We start from the raw sequence: 12,484 nt of genomic DNA, 5'->3' as shown, positions 1-12,484 counted from the left end.
TCTTCCAGCCGATCATGCCTCTCACGCCCGTCGAGCGGGCGTCAGGCGCTATACAGAACATAGCGCCGGGTCAGACCAGCTTCTTGAGCAGTTCGGCCTTCTTGGCGTCGAACTCTTCCTGGGTCAGGATGCCCTTGGTCTTGAGTTCGCCGAGCTTCTCGAGCGTGGTCATCACGTCGTTGGGATTCACCACCGCCACCGCCGGCTGCTGCTGGGTCGCGGCCGCCTGCGCCGCCGCGTTCGGGCTCAGGCCCTGCGCGAGGTTCTGCGCCAGCACCTGGCCGAGCGCCACGCCGGCGCCCAGGCCCATCGCGTCGCCCGCGATGCCGCCGCCGTTGGCGGCACCCTCGGCGAACTTGGGGATCGCCTGCGCCGTCTGGTACTGCATGAACTTGCCCATGTCGTTGCCGACCATGCCCATGCCGATCTTCTGGTCGAGGATCTTCTGCAGTTCCTCGGGCAGCGAGACGTTCTGGACCGTGATGTTCTCGAGCTTGATGCCGATCTTGGCGAACTCGGGCACCAGCTGGGCCGCCAACGCCTGCGCGAACTGGATCTGGTTGGCGGCGAGGTCGAGGAAGGGCACGCCGCTCGAGGCGATGGCGTTGCTGATGTTCTGCAGCACCAGGCCGCGCAGCTGACCGTCGAGGTCGGCCACGGTGTAGGTGTCGCGCGTGCCCGAGATCTCGGTGTGGAACAGCTTGGCGTCGCCGATGCGGAACGAGTAGTTGCCGAAGGCGCGCAGGCGCACGGCGCCGAAGTCCTTGTCGCGGATGGTGATCGGCTGCGGCGTGCCCCACTTCTGGTCGACCTGCTGGCGCGTGCTGAAGAAGTAGACGTCGCTCTTGAAGGGGGACTCGAAGAGCTTGTCCCAGTTCTTCAGGTACGTCAGCACCGGCAGCGTCTGCGTGGTGAGCTTGTACATGCCGGGACCGAACACGTCGGCCACCTGGCCTTCGTTGACGAACACCGCGACCTGCGACTCGCGCACGGTCAGCGAGGCACCGTTCTGGATTTCCATCTCCGCCATCGGGAAGCGCCAGGCCAGCGTGCCATCGCCGGACTCGGTCCACTGGATGATGTCGATGAACTGTTTCTTGATGAAATCCATCAGGGCCATGGCTGCGCTCCTCTAGAGGGTTTTTGTGCGGACTTGGCATATTGCCACAGCGACTTGACCGCAGACCCGTGCTTTTGGTCATTTTGGTCATGGCTGCACCCTGGCCAGGCGTCATAGTCCGTCACCGTCCGAGGTCTACAATCGGCGCCCCCAGAAGAAGCGCCTCAGGAGCTACGGCACATGTCCGACACGACCCCTTCGTCATCCTCGACTCCCTCGCCCGAAGACAAACGCGCCGAACTTCGACGTGCCGCCCTCGAGTACCACGAGCTTCCGGTCCCCGGGAAGATCTCGATCGCCGCGACCAAGCAGATGGTCAACCAGCGCGACCTGTCGCTGGCCTATTCGCCCGGCGTGGCGGCGCCCTGCGAGGAGATCGTCAAGGACCCGGCCAACGCCTTCAAGTACACCGCGCGCGGCAACCTGGTGGCGGTCATCAGCAACGGCACCGCGGTGCTGGGCCTGGGCGACATCGGCCCGCTGGCTTCCAAGCCGGTGATGGAAGGCAAGGGCGTCCTGTTCAAGAAGTTCGCCGGCGTCGACGTGTTCGACATCGAGATCGACGAGAAGGACCCGGCGAAGCTGGTGGACGTGATCGCCGCGCTCGAGCCCACCTTCGGCGCGATCAACCTCGAGGACATCAAGGCGCCCGACTGCTTCTACGTCGAGCGCGAGCTGCGCAAGCGCATGAAGATCCCGGTCTTCCACGACGACCAGCACGGCACGGCGATCACCGTGGCCGCGGCCATGCTCAACGGCCTGAAGGTGGCCGGCAAGAACATCGCCGACGTGAAGCTCGTGACCTCGGGCGCGGGCGCCGCGGCGCTGGCCTGCCTGAACCTGCTGCTCAAGGTCGGCCTCAAGCGCGAGAACGTGTTCGTGACCGACCTGGCCGGCGTGGTCTACGAAGGCCGCACCGAGCTGATGGACGACGACAAGCGCCAATACATGCAGAACACCACGGCGCGCTCGCTGGCCGAGGTGATCGAGGGCGCCGACGTGTTCCTGGGCCTCTCGGCCGGCGGCGTGCTCAAGCCCGCGATGGTCGCCAAGATGGCGACGCGCCCGGTGATCTTCGCGCTGGCCAATCCGAATCCGGAAATCACGCCCGAAGACGCGCGCACGGTGCGCGACGACATCATCATGGCCACCGGCCGCACCGATTACCCGAACCAGGTCAACAACGTCCTGTGCTTCCCGTACATCTTCCGCGGCGCGCTCGACTCGGGCGCGACCACGATCACCGACGAGATGGAGATCGCCGCGGTGCATGCCATCGCCGAGCTGGCCCAGGCCGAACAGAGCGAGCGCGTGGCGGCCGCCTACGTCGGCGAGAAGCTGTCGTTCGGCCCCGAATACCTGATCCCGAAGCCCTTCGACCCGCGCCTGATGATGAAGATCGCGCCGGCCGTGGCCAAGGCGGCCGAGGAAAGCGGCGTGGCGCTGCGTCCGATCAAGGACATGGACGCCTACCGCGACAAGCTGCAGAGCTTCGTCTATGCCTCGGGCACCACCATGAAGCCGATCTTCGACGCCGCCAAGCGCGCGCCGAAGAAGCGCGTGGCCTACTGCGAGGGCGAGGAAGAACGCGTGCTGCGCGCCGCCCAGATCGTGGTCGACGAGGGCATCGCGCGCCCGACGCTGATCGGCCGCCCGGCCATCATCGCCCAGCGCATCGAGAAGTTCGGCCTGCGCCTGAAGGAAGAGCTCGACTACGACGTGGTCAACGTCGAGCAGGACCACCGCTATCGCGACTTCTGGCAGACCTACCACCGCATGACCGAGCGCAAGGGCATCACGGTGCAGGTCGCCAAGATCGAGATGCGCCGCCGCCTCACGCTGATCGGCGCGATGCTGCTGCACAAGGGCGAGGTCGACGGCATGATCTGCGGCACCTGGGGCACCACGCTGATCCACCTGCACTACATCGACCAGGTGATCGGCAAACGGCCCGGCGGCTGCGCCAGCACCCCGCAGGACGTGCCGGTGTACGCCTGCATGAACGGCCTGCTGCTGCCCGAGCGCCAGGTGTTCCTGGTCGACACCCACGTCAACTACGACCCGACGCCCGAGGAACTCGCCGAGATCACGACCATGGCGGCCGAGGAGATGATGCGCTTCGGCCTCAAGCCCAAGGCGGCGCTGCTGTCGCACTCGAATTTCGGCACCAGCAACGAGCCCAGCGCGCTGAAGATGCGCCGCACGCTCGACCTGCTGCGCGTGCAGGCGCCCTGGCTCGAGGTCGACGGCGAAATGCACGGCGACGTGGCGCTCGACAGCAAGCAGCGCGCGGTGGTCATGCCGCACAGCGCGCTGGCCGGCGACGCCAACCTGCTGGTTTTCCCGAACATCGACGCCGCCAACATTTCCTACAACCTGCTCAAGACGGCGGCCGGCGGCAACATCGCGATCGGCCCGGTGCTGCTCGGAGCGGCCAAACCTGTGCACATTCTCACGGCGAGCGCCACGGTGCGGCGCATTGTGAACATGACGGCACTCACAGTGGCCGACGCCAACGCAGAACGTTAAGCTTTAGCAAGCATTTCTTCGAGAGTGGACGCCAACTTATGGCGTCCCTGTCAAGCCCTCGATACTGCTCAAACTTTGGGCAGTCGCTTGCTATTTTCGCCAGCGTGGTGCACACTCGCGGGCTTGGATTTGCGGGTTAACCCCAAGGTTGATCGCTGATCCGAACCCCCCCGCTCTTTTCTTGTGGTGCCTCTTTATGGCGATGGCGTCTTGCGCCTCGATCACGTCCTCTGTCGCTAAGTTTGCGCTCACCGGCTTCATGCTGGCGGCGCTGGCGACGACGGGGGCCGAGGCCCGCGGATGGTTCGGCGCCGGGAATTCCACCGCCCAGGAAACGATTGCGCTGGCCGAACTGCCGGTGCAAGGCCAGCGTACCTACGAAGCCATCCTGAACGGCGGTCCCTTCCGGTACGACAAGGACGGCTCGGTGTTCGGCAATCGCGAGCGGCTCCTGCCCCCGGCCCGGCGCGGCCACTATCGCGAGTACACGGTGACCACGCCCGGATCGCGCGATCGCGGCGCCCGGCGCATCGTCTGCGGCGGCGAGCAGCGCACGGCACCCGAGGCCTGCTGGTACACGGCGGACCATTACGCGAGTTTCAGACGGATCAAGCCATGAGCGGCGACGACAACGATTTGAGCGGTGCACCGAAGCGCCCCGAAGAAATGATGATGACTATGGAAAGACCAGCGGAGATGACTTTATCCCTTCGTGGCGTACGCCCGAACATCGTGCAATCGATCCGCGCGTTCCGCGTGAGCGACCTGCAGGACGCCGCCAACGCAGCAGGCCAGCACTTCCTGTATGCCAACCTGGGCAACGCGCAGACGAAGCAGGACGTGCTCGACCTGATCGCCCAGCAGTTCACCTTTCCGGCGCACTTCGGCAAGAACTTCGACGCGCTGTACGACTGCATGACCGACCCGTTGCATAAATCGGGCCCGCAGCCCGGTTTCGTGATCGTGCTCGAGCAGATCCCGGCCAACGGCAAGTTCGACAAGGAAGCGCGCGAGCAGCTGCTCGACATCTTCCGCGACGCGTCGGACTACTGGGGCGACCGCAAGGTCCCCTTCCGGTGCTTCTATTCTTTTCTGTAGCCCGTTCTGCACAAACCAGCCAAGCAGAACGGGCGAACGAGGCCCAGCCGACCGGTGCGGCAACCCTCGATGGCATCCAGATCGACCCGGCCACCGTCACCCCCGCGGTGACCGCCACCGCGACCGACGAACCGACCGGCGAGAAAATGCCGACCGACAAGCTCGTCGACGTCTCGCCGCTCGCCTTGCGCATGAGCAGCCCGTTCAACGCGGGTTACTGGCTCGCCGCGGCTTAAGAAAGAGTTCGCCGGACGCGTTCCGGCAGCGCATGAAAAAACCCGTCATCGACGGGTTTTTTTCGTTTCCATGCCGCCTGCTCAACCGAGCCCCGGCGTCTGCGCCAGCGCCACGTATGCCTCGACCGGCACTTCCTCGGCCCGCCGCTGCGTGTCGAATTCGCCGGCGAAACCGTGCTCGTCGAGCCACCGGCCCAGCGTATGGCGCAGCAGCTTGCGGCGCTGGCTGAACGCGACCTGCACGATCTCCTCGAGCCGCTTCGCATCGACCGCCGGCGGCGCGGCCAGCGGCACCATGCGCACCACGGCGCTGTCGACGCGCGGCGGCGGATCGAAGCTCTCGGGCGGCACGAACAGCACGTTCTCCATCGCGTAGCGCCACTGCAGCATCACGCTCAGCCGGCCGTAGTCCGAGGTGGCGGGCCGCGCCACCATGCGGTCGATCACTTCCTTTTGCAGCATGAAGTGCTGGTCGGCCACCAGGTGGGCATAGCCCAGCAGGTGGAAGAGGATCGGCGTGGAGATGTTGTAGGGCAGGTTGCCGACCACGCGCAGCGCGGTGGTGGGCACCTTCGCCGCGAGCGCCGCGAAGTCGACCTTGAGCACGTCGGACTCGACCACCTCGAGCTGCGGATGGCTGCGCAGCCGCTTGGCGAGGTCGCGGTCGAGCTCGATGACGGTGAGCCGGCCGAGCCGCTCGACCAGTGGCTGCGTGAGCGCCGCGAGGCCGGGGCCGATCTCGACCATGGGGTCGCCGGGCTGCGGCGCGATCTCGCGCACGATCGCGTCGATGATGCCGCCGTCGGACAGGAAGTGCTGGCCGAAGCGCTTCCTGGGAATGTGCGCCATCGTGTGTCAATCAGGACTGCGGCGGGTCGCGGAACTCGACGTAGGCGCGCGCGCGCACTTCCTGCGCCCAGGTGTTGAAGGCTTCCTCGGTGCGCTGCTCGCGCAGCACGGCACGCGCGGCTTCGCGCTGCTCGTCCTGGCTCGGCTTGACGTTGCGGCGCTCGAGCACCTGGATCAGGTGGACGCCGAAGCGCGACACCACCGGATCGCTGATCTGGCCCGGCGCGAGGCGATTCATGGCCTCCTCGAACTCGGGCACGAACATGCCCGGGCGCGCCCAGCCGAGGTCGCCGCCGTCCTTGGCGCTGCCGTCCTGAGAGTTATCGCGCGCCAGGCTGGCGAAGTCGACGCTGCCGCCACTGGCCTCGATGCGCCGCTTGAATTCGGCCAGCTGCGCCACCGCCTGCTCGGTGGTGCGCTTGGGGTCGTTCTGCAGCAGGATGTGGCGCGCATGGGTCTGCGTGACCACGGCGTCGGCCGAGCCGATCTGCTCCTTGGCGATCACCTTGACGACGTGGAAGCCCGCGCCCGAGCGCACCGGGCCGACGATGCCGCCCACGGCCGTGGACTGGACGGCCTCGACGAACAGCGGCGGATAGCGGTCGGCCGTGCGCATGCCGAGCGCTCCGCCATTGGCGCGGTCGGGCGCGTCGGAACTGGTCTGCACCAGCTTGGCGAAGTCCTCGCCGGAACGCGCGCGCTGCGCGAGGCCCTGGGCCTTCTGCTGCGCCTGCGCCACCTGCGCCTCGGTGGCGTTCTCGGGCACGGCCACCAGCAGTTGCGCGAGGTTGAGGTTCAGCATGGACGGATCGCCCTTGCCGCCGCTGTTGCGCTGGTCCTGCAGGAACTGGTCGGCTTCCGCGTCGCTGACCTTGACCTTCGAATCGACTTCGCGGCCGCGCAGGCGCGTGAGCATGAGCTGGTCGCGCAGGTCGTTGCGGAAGGCCTGCTGGCTGATGCCCTCGGCGGCCACGCGCTGGCGCAGCTCGGGCAGGGTCAGCTGGTTCTGGCGCGCGACGGTCTGCTCGGCCTGGTCGACCGCGATCTCGTCGACCTTGATGCCGGTTTCCTTGGCGAGCTGCAGCTGCGCGCGCTCGGAGATCAGCCGCTCGAGCACCAGGCGCGCGAGTTCGGGACGCGGCACGCGCTCGGCGTCGGGGTTCTCCTGGATCAGCCGCTGCACGCGGGTCAGGACCTCGGTGTTGGTGATCGGCTCGGAATTGACCAGCGCGACGATGAACTCGGCCGCGCGCTGCACCGGCGCAGCGGGCGCGGCGGGCCGGGCGGCCGGCGCTGCCAGGCGCGGGCCGGTGCGCATGATGTCGGTGATGCCGCCGCCGGAACGGAAACCCTGCTGGGCGCCGGCAGTTGCGGCCAGCGCGGCGAGGCAGGCCAGGCTGAGGATGGAACGGATGTGTTTCATGGCGTAGCTCGGTCTCTGGTCTCAGTCGTAATTGGTGAAGCGGCTCGGCCCTTCGACCGGCGTGCGCAGGGGCTGGTAGCGCTGGATGTTGGTGCGCAGGGCCTGCATCGGGCTCGAGCCGATGGCCGCGAAGCCGACGAATTCGAGCTGGAACATGATGCGGGTGTTGGCCGTCACCTGGCCGGTGGTGATGCGCTGCAGCACCACGCGCCCGATCCAGCAGCAGCCGTCGTACTCGACGCCGAGAACGCCGTCGGTGAGCTTGCGGTCCTGCAGGTCGTAGTTGAGCCGGCCCACGGCGTACCAGCGTCCGCCGCCCTGGCCCTTGCCGGGGCCGAGGTCCTTGCCCTTGTCGCCCCAGAAGTCGTTGAGCGGCCACTGCCAGCCGACGTCGATCGACTTGCTGCCGTCGTTGACGGCGGTGGTGTTCGGGTTGAGTGCCTTGGCCGCGAGGTAGGCATCGCTGGGCGCCTGGTAGCGCAGCGCGATGTTCACGTTGTGATAGGGCGCGGGGTTGTAGCGCGCGCTGATGGCGCTGCGCGTGGACTTGCGGGTGTCGGGGTTGTACTGGATGACCGTGTCCAGGCTCCACTTTGGCGTCCAGTTGATCTGGCCGCCCAGCAGCAGGTCGCTCGCGCGGTCCGTGACCGGATTCGCGCCCGGCAGCGTGACGCGCTGGTCCGAGAAGCGCAGGCGCTGCGCGACGCCGAAGCGCGCGGCCTCGGCACCGGTGTCGGGATCGATCAGCCGCGAGGTCACGCCCATGGTGAGCGTGTTGGTGTCCGAGATGCGGTCGTTGCCCGAGAACGCGTTCTCGGTGTAGATGGTCGCGAAGCTGAAGTCGTTGGCCGCCGTGTCGTAGTTGGGCAGCTTGCTCTGGTCGCGGTAGGGCGTGTAGACGTAGTAGGCGCGCGGCTCCAGCGTCTGGCGGAAGGCACGGCCGAAGAAGCTGGCGTCGCGCTCGAAGATCAGGCCGCTGTCGAGGCTGAAGGTCGGCACCGTGCGGTTGGCCGAGGTAGACCAGAACACCGGCGAGCTCGGGTCGTACGGAATGCCGTTCACGTACTGCACGCCGTTGACCGTGAGCTTCGGAATGTCGGCCTGCGGCACGTAGTAGCTGTAGCTGGTGGCGTGCAGCTGCACCTTCGGAATGACGAAGGTGCTCGGCGTGATGAAGGGCCGGCTCAGCGCCGCCACGGCGTACAGGCGGTCGCCGTCGGGCTGCGACTGCTGGATCGCGTCGTAGCCGGGCTGTCCGGCGGCGATGCGGTTCACGCGAAAGCGCGTGTAGTCCGTGGTGAACGAGAAGTCGAAGCCGCCCCAGTCGTACTTGTTGTAGTTGGCCGTGATCTGCGGCATGCGGTCGTACGAGGGCACGACCGGCGCCAGGCTGTACTGCAGCGTCTGGTAGCGCAGCGCGCGCACCACGCCGTTCCAGTCGCCCTTGCTCCAGTTGAGCGTGGCGTCGTTGGGCAGCAGGCGCTGCGACAGCGTGGGCGTGCGCGTGAAGTCGCGCCAGTAGTCGTCGTCGCTGACGCGGTTGATGTTGATGCTGCCCGAGAGCGAATCGAGGCCGAGCGCCTTGGCGTCGAAATCCTGGCGGTGGTTGGCCCAGATGCCCCAGCGCCGGGAATTGGGCTGCCGCAGGTCGAGGTCCTTGGCCTGGATCTGGCCGCTGGCCAGCTGCTGCAGCTGCGTGGCGCGCGACTCGTTGAAGCGCTGGCCCACCAGGCGGTCGCTGCCCATCAGGTCGAGCCGGATGGTGCCGTTGTAGCCCTTCTCGAGATAGCGGAACTCCGAACCCAGGTTGATGCCGCGCTTGGACATCAGCGTCGGCGTGAAAGTGGCATCGCGGTTCGGCGCGATGTTCCAGTAGTACGGCTGCGCGTACTCGATGCCGTTGGTGTTGTCGATGCCGATGGTGGGCGGCAGCAGGCCGCTCTTGCGCTCGTTCGACAGCGGGAAGCTCATGCTGGGCAGCGCCGGCGTGGTGATGCCCATGAAGCTCAGCCGCGCGTCCTTGGCGACGCCCACGTTCTCCTCGGTGTCGGTGGTGATCGACGCGGCGCTCAGGATCCAGGCGGGCATCCAGCCCGGGAAGTCCTCGCGCCGGCAGGTGGTGTAGGTGGCCTCGCGCGCGACCGACACGTTGGCGTCGACGAAGTCGATGCGCTGCGCGTCGCCGTGCCCGCCGTTGGCGAGGAAGGTGTAGCGCACGTTGTTGAAGAAGCCCTCGAAGGTCTCGAGCTTGAGCTCGAGCTCGGGGCCCTCGTAGACGTTGCCGGCCTGGTTGACGCGCACGTTGCCCGTGGCGCGCGCGCGGTCGTCGGGCTGGTAGTACTCGAGGCGGTCGGCGGTGATGGCGGTCTCGCCGCGCCGCAGGCTGGCATTGCCTTCCACCACGGTCTCGAGGTCGGGCCGGCCCGAGATGCGGTCGCCGGTGACGAGGCTGGGCAGCTGGCTGCGCAGCAGCGGCGGAATGGTCTCCGCCAGCTGGGGCGTGCGCTTGAGCGTGAGCGGGCCGTCGAGGCCCGTTCCCTGGGCCGATGCGCCATGCGCGTGCAGCAGCGCCAGCGTGAGGATGGCCAGCGGCAGCGGCGGGCCGGAACGGCGCACGTCGACTCGTCGGCTCATCAGACCTCCCGCCGATCCGTTCCGAGGAGAGCCCGGCGTCCTCCCGAGGAAGGCAGCGAGCGCACAAGGTGCCAGGCGTCGGGGCATGGATTCGTAGGCATCGGTTCGGACAAAGGAAACGTCGGGGGAGGCGGCGCGGCAGGCCGGCCGGTTGCGGGAGCCGACGGCGAACCGGTCCGATCGGGCTTCGATCGCAGAGGTTGCCGCGCCGGGCGGTTTGTAGAATCGATTATCCATGACAGCACCCCTGCCCCCGGCCCCGACGGCCCCGGCCCTCCCTGGGGCCATTTCCTGGACTGATCCTCAACGGGCCGAAGCGTTCCGGACCTGGCTTGCCGGCATCGCCGACGCACACGCGCTGCGCCCGGACACCGTGCGGCTCGCCTCGGCCGATGCGAGCTTCCGCCGCTACTTCCGCCTCGACAGCAGCGGCCCCGAGGGCACGCGCATCGTGATGGACGCGCCACCCGACAAGGAGAACAGCGCCCCCTTCGTCCAGGTGGCACGGCTCATGGCCGAGGCCGGCGTGCATGCGCCGCGGGTGCTCGAATGGGACCAGGCCCACGGCTTCCTGCTGCTCGACGACCTCGGCCGCCAGACCATGCTCGAGGTGCTCGACCCCGCGCGCCCCGACACCAGCCGCCCGCTCTACGACCAGGCGATCGACGCGCTGATCCGCTGGCAGCTCTCGTCGAAGCCCGGCGTGCTGCCGCCCTACGACCGGGCGCTGCTCGAGCGCGAGCTGTCGCTGTTTCCCGAGTGGTACCTGGGCCGCCACCGCGGCGTCGCCATCGAGGGCAAGCTCAAGGAACGGCTGGAGCGCAGCTTCAAGCTGATCGTCGACAGCAACCTCGCCGCGCCCAGCGTCTACGTGCACCGCGATTTCATGCCGCGCAACCTCATGGTGGCGCCGGGCGACACGCTCGCCGAACGCGCCAAGACGCCGCTGGGCGTGCTCGACTTCCAGGACGCCGTGCACGGCCCGATCACCTACGACATCGCCTGCCTGATGCGCGATGCCTTCCTGAGCTGGGACGAGGAGTTCGTGCTCGACATCACCGTGCGCTATTGGCAGAAAGCCCGCAAGGCCGGCCTGCCGGTCGACGAGGACTTCGGCGCCTTCTACCGCGCGGTCGAGTGGATGGGCCTGCAGCGCCACCTCAAGGTCGCGGGCATCTTCGCGCGGCTCACGCTGCGCGACGGCAAGCCGCGCTACCTCGCCGACACGCCGCGCTTCATCGCCTACATCCGCGCCACCGCCAGCCGCTACAGCGAACTCACGCCGCTGCTGCGGGTGATCGACGAGGTCGAGGGCACGACCGCGGTCACGGGCTTCGCCTATGGCCGGGTCTGAGCGCTGAAGAAGCACTGAACGAAATCTGAAGAAAACAATGCCGTATCGCCCATTTCCCATGGGGATACAGCTACGAATCTCATAGCAATGCCGCGTTTTCACTGCGCCGTCCCGCTGCACGCCGGCACCACGCTGGCGCTGCCCGCGGGTGCCGCGCGCCACGTCCAGGTGCTGCGGCTGCAGCCCGGCGACACCATCACGCTGTTCGACGGCAACGGCGGCGAGTACGCGGCCACGGTCGAGCGCATGGGCCGCAGCGAGGTCAGCGTGACGGTCGGGGCGCACACGGCGCGCGAGAGCGAGGCCGCGCGCGCCGTGCACCTGGCGGTCGGCATGCCGGCCAACGAGCGCATGGACTGGCTGGTCGAGAAGGCCACCGAGCTCGGCGTGGCGAGCATCCAGCCGCTGGTCACGGCGCACGGCGTGCTGCGGCTGGCCGGCGAGCGCGCCGAGAAGAAGCGCGCGCACTGGGAGGCCATCGCGATCGCCGCCTGCGAACAGTGCGGGCGCAACCGGGTGCCGGCGATCCATCCGGTGCGGCCGTTCGCGGGCTGGCTCGAGGCGGCGCCGGAGGCCGATGGGCCCGGCCCGGTGCTTCGCCTCGTGCTGAGCCTGGCCGAGGGCACGCGCGCGCTCGGCGAGGCGCTCGCGCAGGCCGGCGGCGATCCGGCCGCGGTGCGGGTGCTCAGCGGCCCCGAGGGCGGCCTGAGCGGCACCGAGGAGGCCGAGGCCCTCGCGCGCGGCTTCGCCCCCGTGACCCTGGGCCCGCGCGTGCTGCGCGCCGAGACGGCCGCGCTCGCGGCGCTCGTGCGCCTCGCCTGAGCCGGCCCCGCATCCTCCTGGGTGTTTTCCGCGACGCACGTCCGCGGGCCTTTCGGAACAATGGGGCTTCACGTTCCATTGCATCGTTTCCAAAGGATCTCCCGCCCATGCATCGACCGCTTCGCGTGCCCCGGCTCGCCCCGCTGACCGTCGCCCTGGCCCTGGCGGCCTTCGCCGCCGTCCCCCTCGCCCATGCGCAGAGCGCGCCGGTGGCGCCCACGCCGGCGCAGGTGAGCCCCGACGTCGACAAGGTCTACACGCAGCTGATGGCCGCGCCCGCGATCCAGAAGCTGCTCGAGGCAGTGAAGGCCGATCACGAGCGCACGGTGGAGGAGCTCCGGACGCTGACCGAGATCGAGGCGCCGCCTTTCAAGGAACAGAAGCGCGCCGAGGCCTTCCTCGCGCGCATGAAGGCGCTG

The 12,484-nt window shown here is 68.2% G+C and carries 10 protein-coding genes and 1 pseudogene; 7 read left to right on the top strand and 4 right to left on the bottom strand.

The annotated features are described in order from the left end of the window. Positions 1–70: 70 nt before the first annotated feature. Positions 71–1,120: an SPFH domain-containing protein gene (locus KV106_RS08030; RefSeq protein ID WP_057593270.1), complete on the bottom strand. Its 1,050-nt coding sequence runs from the start codon at positions 1,118–1,120 to the stop codon at positions 71–73. A gap of 180 nt (positions 1,121–1,300) precedes the next feature. Between KV106_RS08030 and KV106_RS08025 the strand changes: the two genes are divergently transcribed. The 4 genes from KV106_RS08025 (at position 1,301) to KV106_RS08010 (ending at position 4,983) form a co-directional block, all read left to right on the top strand. Continuing rightward, entirely contained in the window at positions 1,301–3,649 is a 2,349-nt protein-coding gene (locus tag KV106_RS08025; RefSeq protein ID WP_057593271.1) for an NADP-dependent malic enzyme, read from the top strand. 202 nt (positions 3,650–3,851) lie between these two features. Then, positions 3,852–4,268, top strand: a complete 417-nt coding sequence (locus tag KV106_RS08020; protein ID WP_261209522.1) for a guanyl-specific ribonuclease — start codon at positions 3,852–3,854, stop codon at positions 4,266–4,268. 53 nt (positions 4,269–4,321) lie between these two features. Continuing rightward, positions 4,322–4,747, top strand: coding sequence for a barstar family protein (locus KV106_RS08015; protein ID WP_172705479.1), 426 nt, complete (start codon positions 4,322–4,324; stop codon positions 4,745–4,747). Further along, positions 4,726–4,983 (top strand): hypothetical protein, encoded by a 258-nt coding sequence (locus KV106_RS08010; RefSeq protein WP_172705478.1) that lies wholly within the window; start codon positions 4,726–4,728, stop codon positions 4,981–4,983. The genes KV106_RS08015 and KV106_RS08010 overlap by 22 nt, the downstream gene beginning before the upstream one ends. 81 nt (positions 4,984–5,064) lie before the next feature. On the opposite strand, the gene rsmA is transcribed toward KV106_RS08010, so the two are convergent. From rsmA to KV106_RS07995, 3 genes are read right to left on the bottom strand one after another with little or no spacing between them, the layout of a single operon-like run. Continuing rightward, a complete protein-coding gene (gene rsmA, locus KV106_RS08005; protein WP_057593272.1) occupies positions 5,065–5,832 on the bottom strand; it encodes a 16S rRNA (adenine(1518)-N(6)/adenine(1519)-N(6))-dimethyltransferase RsmA in 768 nt (255 codons plus the stop codon). Between the two features lie 10 nt (positions 5,833–5,842). Continuing rightward, entirely contained in the window at positions 5,843–7,255 is a 1,413-nt protein-coding gene (locus tag KV106_RS08000; RefSeq protein ID WP_261208805.1) for a peptidylprolyl isomerase, read from the bottom strand. Between the two features lie 21 nt (positions 7,256–7,276). After that, positions 7,277–9,889, bottom strand: coding sequence for an LPS-assembly protein LptD (locus KV106_RS07995; protein WP_057593274.1), 2,613 nt, complete (start codon positions 9,887–9,889; stop codon positions 7,277–7,279). A gap of 235 nt (positions 9,890–10,124) precedes the next feature. Between KV106_RS07995 and KV106_RS07990 the strand changes: the two genes are divergently transcribed. The 3 genes and pseudogenes from KV106_RS07990 to KV106_RS07980 form a co-directional block, all read left to right on the top strand. Beyond that, on the top strand, positions 10,125–11,243 hold the full coding sequence (locus KV106_RS07990; protein WP_261208800.1) for an aminoglycoside phosphotransferase family protein: 1,119 nt from the start codon (positions 10,125–10,127) through the stop codon (positions 11,241–11,243). A gap of 87 nt (positions 11,244–11,330) precedes the next feature. Further along, complete coding sequence (locus tag KV106_RS07985) at positions 11,331–12,065, top strand: 16S rRNA (uracil(1498)-N(3))-methyltransferase (RefSeq protein ID WP_261208799.1); 735 nt, start codon at positions 11,331–11,333, stop codon at positions 12,063–12,065. 107 nt (positions 12,066–12,172) lie between these two features. Then, positions 12,173–12,484: pseudogene (locus KV106_RS07980) on the top strand (M20/M25/M40 family metallo-hydrolase); the annotation flags it as partial.

It is taken from the genome of Variovorax endophyticus (genome assembly GCF_025376855.1).
Lineage (GTDB): Bacteria > Pseudomonadota > Gammaproteobacteria > Burkholderiales > Burkholderiaceae_C > Variovorax.
Note: the sequence above shows the minus strand (reverse complement) of the source record. Positions and strands in the feature narration are given on the sequence as shown.

What these genes read in the sequence shown, in the direction of transcription:
- KV106_RS07990 (WP_261208800.1), top strand. Translation starts at nt 10,125, where the DNA reads ATGACAGCACCCCTGCCCCCGGCCCCGACGGCCCCGGCCCTCCCTGGG.
- KV106_RS08000 (WP_261208805.1), bottom strand. Translation starts at nt 7,255, where the DNA reads ATGAAACACATCCGTTCCATCCTCAGCCTGGCCTGCCTCGCCGCGCTG.
- KV106_RS08030 (WP_057593270.1), bottom strand. Translation starts at nt 1,120, where the DNA reads ATGGCCCTGATGGATTTCATCAAGAAACAGTTCATCGACATCATCCAG.
- rsmA (WP_057593272.1), bottom strand. Translation starts at nt 5,832, where the DNA reads ATGGCGCACATTCCCAGGAAGCGCTTCGGCCAGCACTTCCTGTCCGAC.
- KV106_RS07995 (WP_057593274.1), bottom strand. Translation starts at nt 9,889, where the DNA reads ATGAGCCGACGAGTCGACGTGCGCCGTTCCGGCCCGCCGCTGCCGCTG.
- KV106_RS08025 (WP_057593271.1), top strand. Translation starts at nt 1,301, where the DNA reads ATGTCCGACACGACCCCTTCGTCATCCTCGACTCCCTCGCCCGAAGAC.
- KV106_RS08015 (WP_172705479.1), top strand. Translation starts at nt 4,322, where the DNA reads ATGACTATGGAAAGACCAGCGGAGATGACTTTATCCCTTCGTGGCGTA.
- KV106_RS07985 (WP_261208799.1), top strand. Translation starts at nt 11,331, where the DNA reads ATGCCGCGTTTTCACTGCGCCGTCCCGCTGCACGCCGGCACCACGCTG.
- KV106_RS08020 (WP_261209522.1), top strand. Translation starts at nt 3,852, where the DNA reads ATGGCGTCTTGCGCCTCGATCACGTCCTCTGTCGCTAAGTTTGCGCTC.